General features: G+C 67.2%; 16 protein-coding genes. 6 read left to right on the top strand and 10 right to left on the bottom strand.

Annotation, left to right across the window (positions count from 1 at the left end; translation table 11 throughout):
- Positions 1-32: 32 nt before the first annotated feature.
- Positions 33-1187, bottom strand: coding sequence for a porin (locus WS66_RS04800; RefSeq protein WP_059607150.1), 1155 nt, complete (start codon positions 1185-1187; stop codon positions 33-35).
- A gap of 381 nt (positions 1188-1568) precedes the next feature.
- On the opposite strand from WS66_RS04800, the gene WS66_RS04790 reads away from it, so the two are divergent.
- Together WS66_RS04790 and WS66_RS04785 are read left to right on the top strand one after the other, a co-directional pair.
- Entirely contained in the window at positions 1569-2669 is a 1101-nt protein-coding gene (locus WS66_RS04790) for an OpgC domain-containing protein (protein ID WP_059607315.1), read from the top strand.
- 64 nt (positions 2670-2733) lie between these two features.
- Positions 2734-3678, top strand: a complete 945-nt coding sequence (locus tag WS66_RS04785) for an alpha/beta hydrolase (protein WP_059607148.1) — start codon at positions 2734-2736, stop codon at positions 3676-3678.
- Between the two features lie 66 nt (positions 3679-3744).
- On the opposite strand, the gene WS66_RS04780 is transcribed toward WS66_RS04785, so the two are convergent.
- The 4 genes from WS66_RS04780 to WS66_RS04765 all read right to left on the bottom strand — a co-directional run bounded on the left by WS66_RS04780 (position 3745) and on the right by WS66_RS04765 (position 8866).
- Positions 3745-5346 (bottom strand): GMC family oxidoreductase, encoded by a 1602-nt coding sequence (locus WS66_RS04780; RefSeq protein ID WP_059607147.1) that lies wholly within the window; start codon positions 5344-5346, stop codon positions 3745-3747.
- Between the two features lie 27 nt (positions 5347-5373).
- The gene (locus WS66_RS04775) at positions 5374-5907 is read right to left on the bottom strand and encodes a sugar dehydrogenase complex small subunit (protein ID WP_059607313.1); all 534 of its coding nucleotides are present in this window, start codon (positions 5905-5907) and stop codon (positions 5374-5376) included.
- A gap of 15 nt (positions 5908-5922) precedes the next feature.
- Entirely contained in the window at positions 5923-7209 is a 1287-nt protein-coding gene (locus WS66_RS04770) for a cytochrome c (RefSeq protein WP_059607145.1), read from the bottom strand.
- A 418-nt stretch (positions 7210-7627) separates the two neighbouring features.
- Positions 7628-8866, bottom strand: coding sequence for an SfnB family sulfur acquisition oxidoreductase (locus WS66_RS04765; protein ID WP_059607143.1), 1239 nt, complete (start codon positions 8864-8866; stop codon positions 7628-7630).
- A 294-nt stretch (positions 8867-9160) separates the two neighbouring features.
- Here WS66_RS04765 and WS66_RS04760 point away from each other — a divergent pair, with 294 nt between their 5' ends.
- Together WS66_RS04760 and WS66_RS04755 are read left to right on the top strand one after the other, a co-directional pair.
- The gene (locus tag WS66_RS04760; RefSeq protein ID WP_059607142.1) at positions 9161-10426 is read left to right on the top strand and encodes an acyl-CoA dehydrogenase family protein; all 1266 of its coding nucleotides are present in this window, start codon (positions 9161-9163) and stop codon (positions 10424-10426) included.
- Positions 10423-11823: an LLM class flavin-dependent oxidoreductase gene (locus WS66_RS04755; RefSeq protein ID WP_059607140.1), complete on the top strand. Its 1401-nt coding sequence runs from the start codon at positions 10423-10425 to the stop codon at positions 11821-11823. Before WS66_RS04760 ends, WS66_RS04755 begins: the two co-directional genes overlap by 4 nt.
- Positions 11824-11919: 96 nt before the next feature.
- Here WS66_RS04755 and WS66_RS04750 read toward each other — a convergent pair whose 3' ends face one another.
- Positions 11920-13134 (bottom strand): FAD-dependent monooxygenase, encoded by a 1215-nt coding sequence (locus WS66_RS04750; protein WP_059607138.1) that lies wholly within the window; start codon positions 13132-13134, stop codon positions 11920-11922.
- A gap of 184 nt (positions 13135-13318) precedes the next feature.
- Between WS66_RS04750 and WS66_RS04745 the strand changes: the two genes are divergently transcribed.
- Both WS66_RS04745 and WS66_RS04740 read left to right on the top strand, forming a co-directional pair.
- Positions 13319-14263 (top strand): LysR family transcriptional regulator, encoded by a 945-nt coding sequence (locus tag WS66_RS04745; protein WP_059607137.1) that lies wholly within the window; start codon positions 13319-13321, stop codon positions 14261-14263.
- Between the two features lie 115 nt (positions 14264-14378).
- Positions 14379-15137 carry an SDR family oxidoreductase gene (locus tag WS66_RS04740; RefSeq protein ID WP_059607135.1) on the top strand — a complete coding sequence of 253 codons (759 nt, stop codon included), beginning with the start codon at positions 14379-14381 and terminating at the stop codon, positions 15135-15137.
- Between the two features lie 18 nt (positions 15138-15155).
- On the opposite strand, the gene WS66_RS04735 is transcribed toward WS66_RS04740, so the two are convergent.
- The 4 genes from WS66_RS04735 to WS66_RS04720 all read right to left on the bottom strand — a co-directional run bounded on the left by WS66_RS04735 (position 15156) and on the right by WS66_RS04720 (position 19971).
- Complete coding sequence (locus WS66_RS04735; protein ID WP_059607132.1) at positions 15156-15488, bottom strand: cupin domain-containing protein; 333 nt, start codon at positions 15486-15488, stop codon at positions 15156-15158.
- Between the two features lie 106 nt (positions 15489-15594).
- Positions 15595-17022 (bottom strand): MFS transporter, encoded by a 1428-nt coding sequence (locus WS66_RS04730; protein WP_059607130.1) that lies wholly within the window; start codon positions 17020-17022, stop codon positions 15595-15597.
- Positions 17023-17255: 233 nt separating this feature from the next.
- Entirely contained in the window at positions 17256-18734 is a 1479-nt protein-coding gene (locus tag WS66_RS04725) for a sensor domain-containing diguanylate cyclase (protein WP_059607128.1), read from the bottom strand.
- 142 nt (positions 18735-18876) lie between these two features.
- The gene (locus tag WS66_RS04720; protein ID WP_059607126.1) at positions 18877-19971 is read right to left on the bottom strand and encodes a potassium channel family protein; all 1095 of its coding nucleotides are present in this window, start codon (positions 19969-19971) and stop codon (positions 18877-18879) included.
- Between the last annotated feature and the right edge of the window lie 35 nt (positions 19972-20006).

The following is a 20006-nucleotide window of genomic DNA, read 5'->3' as shown; positions in this document are numbered from 1 at the left end:
GCAATCCGCCCCCGGGCGCCGGCAGGTCAGCGTCAGAACTTGTGGCGGATCGCGGCGCGCACCGCGAACTGGTTCGCCGACGACGACGGGCCGTCCGTCCCGACCACGTAGCCGCCATCGGCGGCGGTGCCGGTCTTGTCGCCGGCGACCTTCTGCCATGCGCCCTGCAGGTAGACGTCGGTGCGCTTGGACAGGCTGTAGTCGGCCATCAGCCCGACGGTGTGGTACTTCGGCTTGAACGAACCGGCCGCGGCGTCGAACTTGCCGTCCGTGTACACGTACTGCGCGCCGAGATAGAAATCGGGCGTGAGCTGGTACTTGCCGTTGATCTCGAAGTTCTGGAACTTGGTCGCGGTCAGCCCGAGGCCCGAGAACGTCGACGCCGGCAGGTAGACGGTCGACACCGGGTTCTTCACGTCGGTCTTGGTATAGACGAAGCCGACCGTCGCCGGGCCGAACGTGTAGTTGATGCCGCCGCCGAAGATGCGCAGGCGGTCGGCGACGAAGTTCGCATCGTCGGCCGCGATCGCGCCCGCGTTGCCGACGCCCGGGCTGTTCGCCTGCAGGTAGGCAGCCGCGACCTGCAACCCGGCCAGCGAATACTGCGCGCCGATGCTGTACTGGCGGTTGGTCGAGAAGCCCGTGCTGTTGCTGAAGCTGTAGGTGCCGCCGAACGACAGCCCGTTCCAGTCGGGGCTCGCATACTTGACCGTGTTGTTGACGCGGAACGAGTTGTCCGTGTTGTCGTTGTCGAACGGGTGCGAGAACAGCGTGCCGCCCCAGTTGCCGTTCGCGGTCAGCGGCGCGAGATAGTCGACGACTGAATCGTACTGGCGGCCGAAGGTCAGCGTGCCGAAGCGCGACGCGCTCAGCCCGACGAACGCCTGGCGGCCGAACATCCGGCCGCCCTGATTGAACCGGCCGTTGTTCACGTCGAAGCCGTTTTCCAGCGTGAAGATCGCCTTCAGCCCGCCGCCCAGGTCCTCGCTGCCCTTCAGGCCCCAGCGACTGCCCTGCGCGTAGCCGCTCGCGAGCTGGTAATTCGTTTTTCCGACCCCGCCTACGTTCACGTTGTTCGTGTAGTTGAAGCCCTCGTCGATCAGGCCGTACAGCGTCACGCTGTCCTGCGCGAAGGCCGGCGCGGCAAAAGCGGCCAGCGCGGCGGCAAAAATGACGTGCTTCTTCATGACGAATCTCCGGAGCCGGGTGCCGGGCAGGCCATGCGCCCGGCGATTGTTCGGTCTGTTTTATAGAGGTGGCCCGCAGGGCGGACTGCGCGGTGTGCGGCCGCGAGGACAAAATGGTGTCACGTCGCAAACCGCCCGTCCATATGGGCGTGGGACCGGCACGCAAAGCGTTGCGCTCGTCCAACTGCCCTGTCCTCGTCATGGCCTGACCAGGCTTGTCGGTAGCGGCTGGCCGGCCCACCATCCGCGTAAACCCGGACGGCGTCACATCGGTGGCACAATGCGCATCCGTTCGTCATTTCTTCACGAAGTCATGCTTCACCCCGATTCATGCGCGGCGGGTGCCGGCCGCGCACGCGGCGCGCGCCGGGAGGCGGCCCGATGACCGCCGCCGCCCGGGCCGGCCGCTACGCCGAGCTCGACTTCTTCCGCGGCCTCGTGCTGCTGGTGATCGTCGTCGACCACATCGGCGGCAGCATCCTGTCGCGCGTGACGCTGCATGCGTACGCGCTGTGCGATGCGGCCGAGGTGTTCGTGTTCCTCGGCGGTTTCGCGACCGCCATCGCGTACAACTCGCTCGCCGAGCGCCACGACGAGGCTGCCGCGCGCCAGCGTTTCATCCGCCGTGCCTTCGAGATCTACCGCGCATTCCTCGTGACGGCCGGCCTGATGCTGCTCATCACCGCCGTGCTGAACGCATTCTCGATCGACGGCCCCAACATGCCGACCAACGATCTCGACGGCCTGCTCCACAAGCCGCTCGCCGCGCTGCGCGACATCCTGCTGTTCCGCCGCCAGCCGTACCTCGCGTCGGTGCTGCCTATGTATGCGTTCTTCGCGCTGCTCGTTCCGCTCGCGCTGCCGCTCGCGCGCACGCAGCCGTGGTTGATGCTCGCGTTCAGCGGCTCGCTCTGGTACGCGGCGCCACACATCGCGCGCTTCTTGCCGACCGTCGAAGGCGCGCCGTGGGACTTCAATCCGTTCGCGTGGCAGTTCCTGTTCGTGCTCGGCGTGATCGCACGCTGCCAGCCCGTCTACCAGACGCTCGCACCGAAACCGCAGGGCTGGCTGCTGACGGCCGTGTCGCTCGCGATCGTCGCGGCCGGCGCGTACTACCGGCTGCGCATCGAGCCGTTCCCGACCGACCCGTCGATCAAGCAGAATCTCGGCGCGCTGCGGCTCGCGAACTTCCTCGCGATCGCGTGGCTCGCAGCCAAGCTCGTGCACCTCGGGTGGATGAAGAAGGTCGCGCATGCAATGCCGTGGATCGGCACGATCGGCCGCCAGGGGCTGCTGTGCTTCGTCGCCGGCACCGGCATCTCGCTCGCGGTCGACTCACTGCTGTACCAGGCGACCGAAGGCTATCTGAACGTGCCGCTCGGCCTGGCCGCCGACGTCGTCGCGATGGGCCTGCTGTATCTCGTCGCGAAGCTCTATGCGCCGCTCGTGTCGCGGCTGCCGTTCCCGTTCCGTCCGCGGTGATGATGCGCCGCGCCGTCATGCGCCGCTGCTACGATAGCGGGCGCCTCTCCTGAAACGGTTCACCATGCGCCGACTCGCCTTTCCGTTCGCCGCCGCCCTGATCGCCGGTGCCATCGCCACCGCCCACGCCACGCCGGGCGGGCCCGCGGTTTCGCCGGTGTCGTCCGCGCCCGCGGCCGCGACCGTCCCGCCCGCGACGATCGCGCCGGCCGCCCAGGAACCCTCGGTCAATCCGGGCAGCAGCGTCGTGCTGCGCGCGTTCCGGTCGGCGTCGCTGAAGCGCGACTGGTCTTACACGGTCTACCTGCCGCCCGGCTACAACCCGGAAGGCGCGCGCTATCCGGTGCTGTACCTGCTGCACGGCAACGCCGGCAACGCAAACGACTGGATCACGCAGGGCCGGCTGCAGGCCACCGCCGACACGCTGATCGAGCGCCGCGAGATCCCGCCCGTCGTGATCGTGATGCCGCAAGGCGGCACCGACTGGTACGTCGACCGCAAGGAGAAGATGCAGAGCGCGTTCCTCAACGACCTGCTGCCGGAAGTCGAAGCGCACTTCGCGGTGTCGAACCAGCGCGCGGGCCGCGCGATCGGCGGCGTGTCGATGGGCGGCTTCGGCGCGCTGCGTTTCTCGCTGCTCGAGCCGGGCCTGTTCTGCGGCGCGATGCTGCTGAGCCCCGCGATCTACGCGAACGAGCCGCCGCTCAATTCCGCCGCACGTTATGTCGGCGTGTTCGGCGACCGGCAGTTCGACCCGCGCGTGTGGCACGAGCTGAACTACCCGGCGCTGATGCGCGGTTATTTCGCGCGCAACTGGCGCGTGCCGATGTTCATCGCGGCGGGCGACGACGACCTGACGATCCAGGCCGAATCGAGCGTGCTGTACACGCACCTGCGCCGCGCGCAGAACCCGGCGGAACTGCGCATCGTCGACGGCGGGCACACGTGGGAAGTGTGGCGCGGGCTGCTCGGTCAGGGGTTGAAGTACGCACTGGAATGCGTGAAATGATGCGGGCCCGAGCGCGGCCCCGCCGTGGCGGGCGGTATGCGCGCGCCGCCGGCCGCCTTGCTTGCGTCAGACTTCCGCAGCGATCGTCCTTGCCATCCGCAGCGCCAGCGCATACCCGGTCAGCGTCGGATTGACCACCGACGAACTCGGATGCACGGCCGTGCTCGCGATGAACAGGTTCGGGTGATCGTGCGTACGGCAATCGCGGTCGACGACCGAATCGGCCGGATCGCTGCCCATGATCGTCGTGCCCATGATGTGCGAACTCGGCACCCACGCATGGATGTCGTTCACGATCTCGGTCGCACCGAACACCCGCTGGAAATCGCGGTAGTCGTCGAGCACTTGCGATGCCGCGCGCAACGCGTAGTCGTACACGTCGTAGTCGGTGCGCGGCGTCGGCAGCCCGAGCGCATCCTTGCGATCGCTCAGCGTCACGCGGTTGCGCGGGTCGGGCAGGATCTCGACGTAGCTGGCGATCTTCAGATAGCGCGCCGCGTCGTGACGGATCCGCGTATCGAGCGCGTCGCCGACGACACCTTGCGCGATCAGCCGCCGCGTGACGACCTCGTTGGGCACCGTGTTGTCGAGGAAATGCCGGATCGCGCCGTGTTCGCGGCGAAACGTGCCGTCGCGCCGCGTATTGATGCTACCCTGCTGCGTCGGGCCGCGCCCGGCCCACACCGGCTCGCGCGCGAGCATCGCGATCGCGCGGCCGGTGTGTCCCATCATGTTGCGGCCGACCTGGTCCGACGAATTCGCGACACCCGACATCAGCAGCAGCTTCGGAATCTCGACGCCATGCGCCGCGAGCACGAAGGTCCGCGCGGTCAGGCGCGTGCTCTTGCCGTCGGGCGTCATGTAATGGATCGCGGCGATCTTGTGATCCTCGCCGCGCTCGATCTTGTAGACGACCGCGTTCGTCAGCAGCCGCGCGCCCTGCGCGACGGCGCGCAGCACCGGGCGATCGCCTGAAAATTGCGCACCGATCGGGCAGATCGGCGCGCAGTTGTTGTTGCCGGCGCAGGTCGGTCGACCCTCGTAGGGCCGCGTCGCGCGCGCGTTGGGTTCGTCGACGAAACGATGACCGATCGTCGCGACCTTGTCCGCGACCTGCTGTGTCAGGTACGACCACGGTTGCTGCCGCATCGGATACGGCTTCGAGCGCGGCGGGAACGGCCCGCCGCCCTGGCCGCTCTGGTCGTCGGTATCCGAGCCCGATACGCCGATCTGCTCTTCGGCGAGCTGATACCACGGCTCGAGTTCGTCATAACCGATCGGCCAGTCGCGCCCCTGGCCGTAGAGGCTGCGCAGCCGGAAATCGTTCGGCAGCATGCGCCACGTCGCCCCTCCCCAGTGCCACGTGGTGCCGCCGACGAGGCGCAGGAACGACGGCTTCTGCAGCACCGGGCCGACGCTGTCGATGTAGCGATCGGAATAGCGCCCAGTGGACGATTTCGGCGCCCACGGCAGGTCCGGATACGGGCCGTTGTAGTCCGACTTGTTGCCGTAGTCGCGGAACGCGCGCACGAGCTCGGCGCGCTTCACCTCCGGCCCCGCCTCGAGCACGATGACGGACTTGCGTTCCTGCGTCAGCGACTGCGCAACGGCGCCGCCCAGGATGCCCGCGCCGATTACGATGACGTCCGCGTCATAGGTACTGCTCATGATTTCGATCCTCGTTCGATAGGCCGGTCAGCCGGCGGCGTCGGTCGGGCGCGCCGTCCAGTACTCGGGGCGCGCGCGGATGTAGGTCGGAATGACCGTGACGTCGGCGGTCGGCTCGAACATCAGCGCGGTTTCGTAGCCGACCATGCGCGCCTGCCCGCCATGGCCGACGCTGCCCGTGTAGAAGGCCTCGATGATGGCCAGCGCGGCGGTGCGCAACTCGGGGGCCGCGACGCCGAGCGTGCGCACGAGAGCGTCGAGCGGCTGCGTGCCCATGTCGATCGCGACGGCGAGCGCGCGCAGCCGCGCGGGAAATTCGCGGTCCTGCGCGACGAGACCGTCGTAGACGGATTGCACATAGCGAGATGGAAGCGTCGAGCGGCGCGTCAGGTAGGCGGCCACACCGGCAAAATCCCGCAGCGGCACGGCCTCTGGCGCAGCCGCTGCACGTGCGATCAGCATGCCGGCAGGCAGTGCGGCGGCAAGCGCCGCGCCGGCCGACAGCTTCACGAAGCGGCGACGCTGCGCGTTCGCGTCGTCGGTCACGTCGAAATCCTTCATCGCGTGCATCTCCTGTCAGTGGGCGGGGGCCGTGCGGATCTTCGCGACATCCGCCGCGCTCACGCGAGTCTTGCCATTGCCGAACCGGTCGCTCAAGTAGTTCACCAAGGTCGCCACTTCGTCATCCTTGAGTTCGGTCTGGAACGCCGGCATGAAATAGTGCGCGGCGCCGTTGTTCACGCTCGCGCCATGCATGACCACCTGCAGCAGGTTCGACGCGGTGGCGGTGCCGACCGCGCTGTTGGCGAACAGCGACGGGAAGAATCCGTCCGCCGTGCCGGCGCCCGTCATCCCGTGACAGCTCGCGCAATGATCGAGGTAGAGCGACGCGCCGGCCGGCGCCGGGCTGCCCATCGCGGCCGCGGCGCGTACCGCGACGTAGTCGTCGGTCTTGCGCCCCTGCGCGGAACGCGGTGCGATATCGGCGCCCTTCGCCGCCGGCACGGTCGACAAATAGGCGGCGATCGCATTCAGATCGCGGTCGCTCATGCGGCTGAAGCTGTGTTCGACCGCTTCCGCCATCGGGCCGGCCGCCTGTGCCTTGCCCGGCACGTTGCCGGTGCGCAGGTACTGGACGATCTGCGCGGTCGTCCACGTGCCAATGCCCGCGTCGCGGTCGCGCGTGATGTTGAACGCCTGCCAGCCCGCGAGCGGCGCGCCGGCGAGATAGCCGGCGCCGGTTTCGTCGTAGGCCAGCTCCTGCATCCCGATGCCGCGCGGCGTATGACAGGTGCCGCAGTGCGCGGCGCCCTGCACCAGGTAGGCGCCGCGATTCCACTCGGCGTCCCGCCCGTGCTTCGGCACATACGCGCCTTCGCGCAGATACAGCGCGTTCCAGATCTTCAGCGGCCAGCGCATGGTCAGCGGCCACGGGAAATCCGGCTGGCGGTTCGGCTGGTGTACCGGCGCGACGCCGTGCATGAAATACGCGTACAGGTTCGCGATGTCGTCGTCGCTGAACTTCGTGTACGACGGATACGGCATTGCCGGATACAGGTTGCCGCCGTCGCGCCGAAGCCCCTTGCGCAGCACGTTCGCGAATTCCTGCTCCGAGTAGTTGCCGATCCCCGTTTGCTTGTCCGGCGTGATGTTGGTCGAGTAGATATCGCCCATCGGCAACGGCATCGCGAGGCCGCCCGCGAACGGCTGCCCTCCCTGGGCCGTATGGCACGCGACGCAGTCGGCCGCGACGGCCAGCGCCTTGCCCGCGGCGACGCGATCCGCGGCCTGCACGGCCGCCGATGCGGGGTTCGTCGCAATAAGGAAAAGCGCGACAAGCGCGGAAAAGCCGGGTAAACGCATGGAAATCGTCCGTGAGAAATCCGGTGAGCAAAGCGGTTTCGGGGAGCCTCGCGATACGGCCCTCTATCTTCCGGAGAAATCGCTCGCGTGGTTTGGCCGCACTATATCATCTTCTGTATCGATACACTAAATCGATACAGAATCAACATTCGCGTAATAATCGGCGGATGCCGGATCAGCGTCGCGGGATTCCGGAAGACGGTCGAACGCCGCGCGGGCGCGGCCGCGCCGATCGACGTCCCGGGCGGGCCGGCACCGATTTCAGCCCAGCGGGACGAAAGAACGGCTCGCATGCCGCGCAGGACAAAGTCCGGGCGGCATGCGGCTCAGCGATGTGATGGAACGTTCGCCCGGGATACGGCACATGCTGCGCAGCATGGCTGGCGCGCGCGACATTTCGGCTCGCGAAAGCGTCGGTTCAATTCCACGCGTGACGCGCCGGCCGCACCCCGTTCAGGTAGTAGTTGCCGACGAGGTGATACTTCCACCGCACCGGATCGTGCAGCGTGTGCGTGCGCGCATTGCGCCAGTGCCGGTCGAGATTGTGCTCGGCGAGCGTCGACTGCGTGCCGGCCAGCTCGAACAGCTTCTCGCCCGCGAGCAGCGCGATCTCGGTCGTGAGCACCTTCGCCTCGCCGACCGCGACCGACGCACGCGCGACATCGTCGTCGGTCACCGTGCCGCGCGCGCCGATCTCGTCGAGCGTGCGCGCCGCGCGTTCGAGCAGCGCTTCCGCCGCATGCAGCTGGATATGCAGACGGCCGATCTCGCGGACGATCAACGGATCGTCGACCGCGCGCTCGACGCCGCTGTCGACCCAGGGCCGCGTGCGCGTGCGCACGAACGTCTCGGTATCGGCGATGGCGGCCCTCGCGATGCCGGCATCGATCGCCGCCTGGATGATCTGCGACAACGGGCCGTTGAGCGTCGGTTCGTCCGATACGCGCTGCGCGTTCAGCACATGCGAAGCCGGCACGCGCACGCCGTCGAGCACCACTGTGCCGCTTGCGGTCGTGCGCTGCCCGAAGCCCGACCAGTCGTCGATCACGGTCAGCCCGGGCGTCGGCTGCGGGACGTACGCGAGCCACGCCTGCCGCGCATGGTCGAGGCCGAGCACCGGCACGTAGTGCGCGAACAGTGCGCCGGTCGAGTAGAACTTCGTGCCGTCGACGAGATAGTCGTCGCCGTCGCGCCGCACGCGCGTCTTCAGGTCGAGCACGTGCTTCGTGCCCTTCTCCGAGAAACCGTTGCCGAAACGCTTGCCGCTGAGGATTTCGGCGAAGAAATGGCGCTTCTGCGCGTCGGTGCCGGTCAGCGCGATCACGTCGACCAGCCCGAAGTGGTTCTGCGGCAACTGCCCGAGCGACGGATCGGCCGCAGAAACGATCTTGATCACCTCGGTGAGCGTCACATGCGATACCCCCGCCCCGCCGTATGCCTTCGGCACCGTGATCGCCCACAGCCCCGACTGCGAGAACCATTCGATCTCGTCGCGCGGCAGCCGGCGCTCGCGATCGCGTTCGGCCGCCCCTTCGGCCAGCCGCTGCGCAAGCACATGCGCGACCGCGATCGCCTGCGCGTCGTCGGCGATTACGCGGGCAACCTGCGGTCCTGCGTCGGCCGGGCGCGCCTGAATCGTCGCACTCGTATCTGACATCGAGCTCTCCTGTCGAATGACGAAAGCACTCAATCTAGCAGCGTCCCGCAAGCCGACAAACCGAGCGATTCTCGTAACGATATTCCTTCGGATAACAAACGACATCGCACGGCACGACGTCCGCCTCCGCGCTTCGGCATCGCAATCGATGCCCGAGCGTCGACACCTCCCGTCGTTGATCCGCGTAATGCGCAGCGACGATAACGATCTGCGAATCCGTTATTGGAATGCGCGCAGCGTGCTTCCTATACTGGCATCCCGATGCAAACGGCCCCGCCCTTCGAGGAACACCGCATGACTTCGTCGCACGCAGATACCGATCTTTCCACCGGCACCGACTACGACGCACTCGCGAGCCGGTTTCGCCCCCTCTTCGAGCGCATCGCCGCCGGCACCGCCGAGCGCGAACGCCGCCGCGAACTGCCGCACGAAGCGATCGGCTGGCTCAAGGCCGCCGGCTTCGGCGCGATACGGCTGCCGGTGCGCGACGGCGGTGCCGGCGCATCGCTGCCGCAGCTGTTCCGGCTGCTGACCGAACTCGCCGCCGCCGATTCCAATCTGCCGCAGGCGTTGCGCGGGCACTTCGCGTTCGTCGAGGATTGGCTGAACGCGCCGCCCGGGCCTCTGCGCACGACGTGGTTCGACCGCTTCGCGAGCGGCCAGCTCGTCGGCAATGCATGGTCGGAAGCCGGCGACGTCCCGCTTGGCCAGACGATCACCAAGGTGTCGGAGCAGAACGGCCGGTTCGTGCTGAACGGCCGCAAGTTCTACAGCACCGGCAGTTTGTTCGCGGACTGGATCGACGTATTCGCTCAGCGCGCGCACGACGGCAGCGACGTGATCGTCGCGGTCGCCACCGCGCAGCCCGGCGTGATCCGCGACGACGACTGGGACGGCTTCGGCCAGACGACGACCGGCAGCGGCACGACACGCTTCGAGAATGCGGCGGTCGACGCCGACAACGTGATCGATTTCGCACGCCGCTTCAAATACCAGACCGCGTTCTACCAGCTGTTCCATGTCGCCACGCTGGCCGGCATCGGCCATGCGATCGTGCGCGATGCGGGCGAACTCGTGCGCAACCGCTCGCGCGTATACAGTCACGGCAACGCAGCGCGCGCCGGCGACGATGCGCAACTTCAGCAGGTGATCGGTGAAATCGCGTCGTGGGCCTATGCGGCCGATGCGCTTGCGCTGCGCGCCGCACAGCCGCTGCAGCAGGCGTACGTCGCACGCTTCGGTGGCGACGATGAGGCTGAACGTGCCGCGAACGTCGCGGCCGAAATCGAATCCGCGCAAAGCCAGCTCGTCGTGTCGGAACTCGTGCTGCGCGCGGCGACACGCCTGTTCGACGCGCTCGGCGCCTCCGCGACGCGCAGTACGACCGCGCTCGATCGTCACTGGCGCAACGCGCGCACGGTGTCGTCGCACAATCCGCTCGTCTACAAGGCGCGGATCGTCGGCGACTGGGTCATCAACGGACGCACCCCGCCGTTCGTCTGGCGCGTCGGCAATGGTGCAAGTGCAGGCGCCGGCACGGAATCGGGAGCCCCACGATGAGCAAGACCATTCGCTTCAACGCGTTCGAGACGAATTGCGTCGGCCATCAGTCGCCCGGCCTGTGGGCGCATCCGCGCGATCGTTCGTGGCAGTACAAGGATCTCGACTACTGGACCGATCTCGCGCGCGTGCTCGAGCGCGGGATCTTCGACGCGATCTTCATCGCGGACGTGATCGGCTATTACGACGTCTACCAGGGCAGCAACTACCACGCGCTGCATCAGGCCGCGCAGATTCCGGTCAACGATCCGCTGCAGCTCGCCGCGCCGATCGCGATGGCGACCGAGCATCTCGGCATCGGCATCACCGCGTCGACGACGTTCGAGCATCCGTACACGTTCGCGCGCCGGCTGTCGACCGCCGACCATCACACGAAGGGCCGGCTCGCGTGGAATATCGTCACGTCGTATCTGGAAAGCGGCGCGAAGAACGTCGGCGACAACGGGCTGCGCACGCACGACGACCGCTATGCGGTCGCGGCCGAATACGTGGAGGTGCTGTACAAGCTGTTCGAAGGCAGCTGGGAAGACGGCGCGGTCGTGCGCGATCGCGACGGCCGCGTGTTCACGCATCCGGAGAAGGTGCACGAGATTGGCCACAAGGGGCGCTTCTTCGACGTGCCCGGTTATCACCTGTGCGAACCGTCGCCGCAGCGCACGCCGGTGCTGTTCCAGGCCGGCGCGTCCGGCCCCGGCAAGGCGTTCGCCGCTCGACACGCCGAATGCGTGTTCGTCGCCGCGCCGACGCGCCCTCAACTCGCGCGCTATGTCGCCGACGTGCGTGCGCAAGCCGCGGCCGCGGGTCGCGACCCGCACGACGTGCTGATCTACAACCTCGTCACCGTGATCGTCGACGAGACCGACGAGAAGGCACAGGCGAAATTCGACGAGTACCGCCGCTATGTCTCGTACGACGGCTCGCTCGTGCTCATGTCCGGCTGGACCGGCATCGATTTCGGCCAGTACGCGCCGACCGATCCCGTCCGGCGCGTCGAGACGAATGCGATCGTGTCGGCCGTCGAGCATCTGGCCGGCGGCGATACCGCATGGACGATCGAGGAACTGGCGGCCTGGGGCGGCATCGGCGGGATGGGGCCCGTATTCGTCGGTTCCGCGCGGACCGTCGCCGACATCCTGCAGGAATGGGTCGCCGCGACCGACGTCGACGGCTTCAATCTCGCGTATGCCGTCGCGCACGAAACCTTCGAGGACATCGTGCGCTACCTGGTGCCGGAGTTGCAGCGGCGCGGTGTCTATCCGACCGAATACGCGCCGGGCACGCTGCGCGAGAAGCTGTTCGGCGGGTCGGCGCGGCTGCCGGACGCGCATCCGGCCGCGCGGTTTCGCGACATCGAACAGGTCAAGCGCGATGCGGAACAGGTGGCCGACTACGCGTGACGGCTGCGCGGCCGGACCGCATTCCCGACGGACGACCGCGTAACCGCCGCACCGGTCGCCCGGCGCACTGCCGCGGCTCGCGCCGCGCCTGTCAGGTCAAAGCCACGTCCCGCCTTGCCGCTCGCTCGGCTCGTCGGCGAGTGCGTCGAAATCGTGAATCCAGTCCAGGTGATGCAGCACGCTGTCGCGCTCGCCGAGCCGCGCATTGCGCGCCTGCGCGGCCGGCCCGTCGGGCAGATGCAGCACGTCGGCCGCGGAAATCGACGCGTACTGCACCTTGCGCGTGCGGCCGCGCCGCAGCCGCTCGTAAGCCTCCTGCGCCTCGCGCCAGTTGCCCGGCCCCGCCTTCGCCAGTTGCGCGGCCAGCACCATCGCGTCCTCGATCGACTGATTCGCGCCCTGCCCGTGATGTGGCACCAGCGCATGCGCGGCATCGCCGATCAGCGTCACGCGCCCGCGGCTCCAGCGGCCGAGCGGCGGCCGGTGGAACAGCCCCCAGCGCTGGCTGATCGGCACCGCGGTGATCATCTGCACCACCGCCGGATGCCAGTCCCCGAACAGGCGCAGTTGCTCGCCCTCCTCCGCCGGCATGACCCAGTCGCGCGACGGCCACGGCGACGGATGACGCTCGACCAGCAGGAAGTTCTGGTCGCCGTTGTCGCCGATCGGATAGTGCAGCAGATGACCGTGCGGCCCGACCCAGAACTGAATGGTCTCGGGATCGGGCAGCAGGTCCATCCGCTCGGCCGGCACCACGCCGCGAAAGCCCGAGCAACCCGAATACAGCACGTCGTCGTAGCCGAGCATCCAGCGTCGCGTGATCGAACGCGCGCCGTCCGCACCGATCACGAGATCGGCGTCGACACGTTCGCCGTTGGCGAAGGTCAGCGTGACGCGTTCCGGATGCTGCGCGAGATCGACGAGCCGATGGCCGAGATGAATCTGCTCGACCCCGACCGCCTTCGACAGAATCGCCTGCAGGTCCGCGCGGTGCACGCCCCAGTACGAGCCGCCGAACTGTCGTCGATAGTCGGGCTCCCCGCGATGATGGCCGATCACCGCGCCGCTGCGTCCGTCGCGATAGACGAGGCCCGGGATCTCCGCGCACACCGCGTCGAAAGCCGGGCGCAATCCCATCCGTTCATAGAAACGCGTCGCGTTGGCCGACAGCGCGACGGCCGCCCCCACCTCGCGCAGCACGTCGGTCTGCTCGTACAGCTGCGCGTCGATGCCCTGTTCGCGCAATGCAAGCGCCAGCGTCAGGCCGCCGATGCCGGCACCGACGATCGCGATCCTCAGTTTCGTCTGCATGATGAACGTGTCTCCGATATTCAAGTAATGCGTGGTCGAGGCGCGCGGCGCGCGTGACCTGCCCGGCGCGCCTGTCGAATGCCTGCGCCGTGTCGGTATTTTCAGCAGGGTCTCGTCATCCCACAATAAAATGCCGGGAATCCGCTTCATCACTGAACGGAATGACCGGAGGCCACGCCGAACCATGGAACTAAGCGAGATCGACCTCAATCTGTTGCTGCTGTTTCAGCGGCTGATGCAGGAAAGGCGCGTGTCGAGCGTCGCCGAGCAGATGAACATGAGCCAGCCGGGCGTCAGCAACGCGCTCGCGAAGCTGCGCCGCCGGCTCGGCGATCCGCTGTTCGTGCGCGGCCCGGGCGGCGTGGTCCCGACGCCGTTCGCGCAGCGCCTGGCCGAACCGGTTGCGCACGCGCTGTCGACGCTGCATGCCGCGCTCAACCCCGAGACCGGGTTCGATCCGCTGCGCGCGTCGCATAAGATGACGATCGGGATGACCGATATCGGCGAAGTCGTGTTTCTGCCCGCGCTGCTCGAACACCTGTCGCGCGCAGCGCCGGGCATCGCGCTCAATACGGTGCGCAACACGAGCGTCAACCTCCGCGACGAGATGGCCGACGGCCGCGTCGATCTCGCGATCGGGCTGTTGCCGCAGCTTCAGGGCGGGTTCTATCAGCGCCGGCTGTTCGATCAGCGCTACGTCTGCCTGTTCCGGCGCGGGCATCCGCTCGAAGACGCGCCGCTGACGGTCGACGCGTGGCGCGACGCCGAGCATCTGGTCGTGGTGTCGGCGGGCACCGGTCACGGGCAGGTCGACGAATGGCTGAAGCGGCGCCGCGTGAAACGCCGCGTGCGGCTGACGGTGCCGCATTTCATGAGCGTCGGCTACATCCTGCAGCGCACCGACCTGATCGCGACCGTGCCGGAACATCTTGCACTGCAGCTCGCGGCGCCGTTTTCGCTGGGCTGGCGCGCGTTGCCGGTCACGCTGCCAGGTGCGCCGATTCACATGCTGTGGCATGCGCGCGTGAATCAGGACGAAGGCAACCGCTGGTTGCGGGAGGTCGTGGTCAGCCTGTTCGCGGAAACCGGAACGCGCGCACGGAAGGCCCCGCCGGCGCGCAGGAAATAGTCGCGCGCGTCGCGAAATTCGGCGTGCGCGGTAGCATGTCGCTTCGACCGGCGCACGGCGAGTGCATCGCGCGGCCGCCGCCGCTTTCCTCACCCAACCCACAGGGAATCAAGCCATGTCTGTCTCGAAGAAGATCGCCGTCGTCACGGGCGCCGGATCCGGCATCGGTCGCGCGGCGGCAATCGCACTCGCGAACGCCGGATATACCGTCGCGCTGATCGGACGCAAGGAAGCATCGCTGCGTGAGACGAAAGAGGCGATCGTCGCCGCCCACGGCGACGCACACGCGTTTCCGGCCGACGTCACCGACGAAGCATCGGTCGAACACGCGTTCGCGCAGATCGCGCGGCAGTTCGGGCGGCTGGACGTCCTCTTCAACAATGCCGGCCGCAACGCGCCGGCCGTTCCGCTCGACGAATACGCGTTCGACGTATGGAACGACGTCGTCGCGACGAACCTGACGGGCGTCTTTCTGTGCGCGCGGGCCGCGTGGCGCGTGATGAAGGCGCAAACGCCGCAGGGTGGCCGGATCATCAACAACGGCTCGATCTCCGCCTATACGCCGCGCCCGAACACGATCGCGTATACGGCCACCAAGCACGCGGTGGCCGGCATCACCAAGTCGCTCGCGCTCGACGGCCGCGCGTACAACATCGCGTGCGGTCAGATCGACATCGGCAACGCGGCGACGTCGCTGACGGATCGCATGACGGAAGGCGTGCTGCAGGCCGATGGACGCATGGCGCCCGAGGCGCGGATGGACGTCACGCACGTCGCGAACGCGGTCGTGCAGATGGCGAATCTTCCGCTGGATACGAACATCCTGAACATGACGATCATGGCGACCACGATGCCGTTCGTGGGGCGCGGGTAACGCGGCGCCCCGCGCGTTTCAGCGGTCGTGATAGATCGCGAGCCAGACGCTCGGCTCGTCGGGATGCGTCCACGCGACGCGATGCCGGCAATGCGGTTCGATCAGCACGTAGTCGCCGGGGCGCATGTCGTGCAGCGTCGCGTCCGCTTCGAACTCGAGCACCGCGGCGCCCGACAGCAGCACCACCCATTCGGCGCGCGAATCGTCATACCAGAACCCGTCGGGGCTCGTGTGCCCCAGTGACACGATCCGCTCGACGTTCAGGCGCGCGCCGGCGACGAGCACATCGACCCGCTCGTCGTTGCCGCGCGTTCCTTCGACATTGAACAGGTTGCCGGTTTGAAGTTGCATGGTTCGACCTCGGGTCGGCCTTCGGCGGAAGGCGGATGACGCCAACTGTAGCGCGAAGGCCGGCGTTGCGGCGAACTTGTTTTGCGGATCCCGGCAAGGCCCGCCTTCACGCCGCCGCCTCGGCGTCGATATCGCGCGCCGTCGGTTCATGGCGCACGATCAACAGGAACACGATCGGCGTGGCCGCGCTGACTGCGACGACCCAGAACATGTCCGTGCCGAGACGGGCCTGCAGGATCGGCAGCACGAACAGCGCGAGCGCCTGGCCGATTCCGCACAGCGAGCGCCCGAAGCCGACCCCCGTGCCGCGGATCGCCGCCGGATAGGACAGCGTGGGATAGATCATCATCTGCGCACCCGGCCCGAAGCCCTCGGCGAACAGCCAGGTGCCGAGCATCAGCAGCACGAGGCCGACCGCGAGTGCGCCATGCGGATGCCCCGCCAGCGCGAGCGCGACGAGTGCGACGAACTGCAGCGCGAAACCCGCGATCGCGACGTGGCGCGACGGATATCGATACGCAAGGCGCATGCCGAGCAAGCCGCCGGTAAACGCGAACAGCACGTTCAGCGCAAGCGACGCCGCGATCGTCTCGAACACGCCGGCGCCGAGAAACTGCGACAGGATCGACGGCAGGAAGAACGCGATCGCCGTGTATTCAAACGGAATGCACAGGTTCATCACGCTGGCGACGATCGTTCGCCCGAGATACGGACGCTGGAACAGCACGCGAATCCGCACGGGCGGCTGGCTCGGCGCACGAGGCACATCGTCCGCTTCATGGGCGTGGATGCCGTACGACTCGCGAAGAATGCGCGCGGCATTGGCCAGATCGCCCTGGTTCGCGGCCCACAACGGCGATTCGTTCATGAAGCGATTCCGGACCAGGATGATGACGAGCGCGGGCACCGCGCCGAAGATCAGCGACGCGCGCCACAGCCATCCCGCATGCTCGGCCGGCAGGAGGAAATACATGCCGAAGATCAGCAGGAAACACACCGACGACGCGACATACCACATCGGGCACCATGCGGCGAGCCGCGACGCCTTGTTGCCGCGGCCGCTGAACTTCGAGAATTCCGCGAGAAAGGCCATCGCGACGGGCAGGTCGATGCCGACCCCGAGCCCCATCACGAAGCGCGCGCCGATCAGCACCCAGACGTTCGACGCGAGGCCGGCCGCGATCGCCGCGATCACGAAGAACAGCATGTCGGCCATGAACACCTGGTAGCGGCCGATCTTGTCGGTCAGCCATCCGCCGATCAGGCTGCCGAAGATCGTGCCGATCATGATCGCCGAGCCGACAAGCCCGGTCAGCGCGGGCGTCAGGCCGAATTCGCGCGAGACGTCGTCGATGCCGTAAGACAGCGTCGTCAGATCGTACGCATCGAGAAACACGCCGCCGAGCGCGAGCAGCACGATCATCCGTGCGTGGCCGACGGAGCTGTCCGTCGAATTGATCAGGCGCGCCACATCGCTCGCCGAGCGAATGGGTGCGGAAACCGGCGTGACAGCGTTCAGGTCGATCGAACTCATCGCATTCCCTTGTTCGCCGCATGGGCGGCGAAGTCTACGTGGAGACAGGAACCCGACACGTGCACACGCGGTCACCATCACAGGACAAGTGGATGCTGGAGCGCCGGCACACATGCATTCGGGTTCCGGAAGCGATGATTCTGTTCTCGCGATCCGGCATTCCCAACCGATATAAATCGATAAATTATTCGGTGTACGTCATAACGTCTTGCGGCCGCATGTCGTGGCCCGCGTCATGCCGGCGGCTGAAAGGCGGCAACCTTGTTCCGGCCGGTCGCCTTTGCGTAGTACAACGCCTCGTCGGCTGCCTTGATCACGGCGTCGGCCTCGGCATCGTGCTCGGGCGTCCAGCTCGCCAGGCCGATACTGGCCGTGACATGCCCGTATTCGCTGCCGGCGTGCTCGAGCGGCAGCTCGTCGATCGCCGCGCGAATCCGCTCGGCAATCTGGGCGGCGCCCGGCTCGGATGTATCGGGCAGCAGCACGACGAATTCCTCTCCGCCATAGCGGGCCGCGGTATCGGCCGGCCGTCGGATGTTCTCGCCGATGCAGCGCGCGACCGCGGCCAGCGCGTCGTCGCCCGCCTGATGGCCGTAGGTATCGTTATAGGCCTTGAAGCGATCGACATCGACGAACAGCAACGAGAAAACCGATCGTGCGCGCCGCGCGCGACGCCATTCGCGATCCAGCACTTCCGCGAAGCTGCGGCGATTGTTCAGGCCGGTGAGACCATCGGTGCGGGCGAGCAGCACGAGTTCCGACTCGGCGCGCATCCGGTGCCGGAGCTGCGTGCCGAGCATGAAGGACACCGCGATGAACGCGGCGCCGAACGTCGCCACCAGCGCGCCGATCGTCACGGCGCGGTGCCGCCATGCCGCATAGATATCCTGCTCCGCTTCCGCGACCATGACGATCAGCGGCAGCTTCGGCAGGTGCCTGAAGTAGTAGAGGCGACGCACGCCGTCGAGCGACGCGGTTTCGGAGAACACGCCCTCACGCGCGGCCTGGAACCGCTTGAACGTCGCGGCCTGGCTGATGTCGCGACCGATGGTGTGGACGTCGTACGGCTGACGCATCACCATCACGCCGTCGTTGCCGATCAGCGAGATCGATCCATGTTGCCCGAGCGACAGGCCGGCAAACAGCTGATGGAAATACTCGAGGTTGACCGCGATGAGCACGATGCCGGCAAACGAGCCGTCGGGGTTCGAGATCCGCCGCGTGAGCCCGATGCTGAGCGAGCCGCCGCGCAGGCGGGACGGGAACGGGTCGCTGACATAGAGCCCTGCATCCGGATTGTCGCGGTGGACGGTGAAGTATTTGCGATCGGCGAAATTGCCGCGGCGCGGCACGTCGCTGGCGGAATCGAGGACGATGTTGCCGCCGGCGTCGAGCACCAGCATCGAACCGAGAAACTGTGCCGTCATCGCGTTATCGAACAGCACCGCGCGCCGCAAGGTCGCCGGTGCAGCCATCACGTCGTGACGTTGAAGCCCGGCGATGACCGCCTGCAGCGACAGGTCGTAGAGTTCGAAATTGCGTTCGATGTCGCGCTCGGCGATCAGGCCCAGATTGCGGGAAGTTTCGCTCGCCCGCTCGAGCGCGTCGTTGCGGCTCTGGAACAACTGCAGCACGCACAGACCCATGAGCGCGCAGGCAATCACGACACCGATCACGACGATCGTCTGGGGCGCCGCCGACCTGAATTGCATGTGTCTCCTCGATGATCACGCTCGTGCGCGGCGCACGACGCGATTACGTCATACTAAATAACGCGCGGTGGCTTATCAAGCGGGGATGCACAGGTCACGGCGCGGCAGTGGCAGCCATGCCGGGTTATTGCGCAACCGGCCCTCACATGTCCGGGTCCGGAATCCTAGCCGACTGGATCACGACCAGCGTATCGCCCGCCTCGATCCGGCACGGCGGATCCTCGTAGAACGAATGGATCTTCCCGCAGCGATCGAGCCCGACGACGATCGCGCCCGGCACGACGTTCGTCATGCAGCCGATCTCGTGCGGCAATGCCTCGCGCTCCAGCAGCGTCGCCCGCCCGCGCGTCGACAGCATGTCGTTCACGAACGGCACGATATAGCGGCTATGCACCGCGTCCGCGAGCAGCAGCGCGCCGATCTTCGTCGACGACACGATCACGTCCGCGCCCGCCTGCCGCAGTTGCCGCTGATACAGGTTCTCCTGGATCCGCACGACGATCTTCGTCTCCGGCGCGATGCTGCGCACCGACAGCGTCAGCAGGATCGCGGTCGGGTCGTCGGTCACCGAGATGATCACGGCCTTCGCCGCGCGCACCTGCGCCTGCTGCAGCAGATCCTCGTGCGCGGGATCGCCAAGCAGCCCGGTCACGCCGAGCGACGTCGCGGCCTCGAGCGCCTGCTGCTGCGCGTCGATCACGATGATCGTCGACGGATCGACGCCGCTTTCGAGCAGCTCGCGCACGGCGATCGACCCCGACAGGCCGTAGCCACATACGACGATATGATCGGACAGCTGCTTCTGCAGGCGTTTCATGCGGAATTCCTCGATGACGCGCTGGATCACGAACTGATATGCCGTGCCCAGGAAGATGAACCAGATGCCGATGCGGATCGGCACGATGAAGAACGCATCGATCAGACGCGCGCGCGCGGTGACCGGCACGATGTCGCCGTAGCCGACCGTCGCGACCGTGACCATCGTGAAGTACACGAGGTCCGCGACGTTCATCGGCGTGCTCTTGGTCGAATCGCGCAGGCCGTCGCGATCGAGATACAGCACGAGAAACGCGAGCACGCACAGCACCATGACCGCGCCGAGACGGAACAGCAGCGTGCGCCGCGGCGACGTCGCCGGACGCGTGAACAGCGTGCGCGCACGCGGCGCCCGCCATGGATCGCGGGTACGACGCAGGCGTGAGCGCAACGAGCGGCGCTTGTCGGAGGGCGTTGCCAACGGGGAATCTCCTGAAGATTGCGGGCTCGATTCTA

It is taken from the genome of Burkholderia sp. LA-2-3-30-S1-D2 (genome assembly GCF_001523915.2).
Lineage (GTDB): Bacteria > Pseudomonadota > Gammaproteobacteria > Burkholderiales > Burkholderiaceae > Burkholderia > Burkholderia diffusa.
This window is presented reverse-complemented; position numbering and strand designations above follow the sequence as displayed.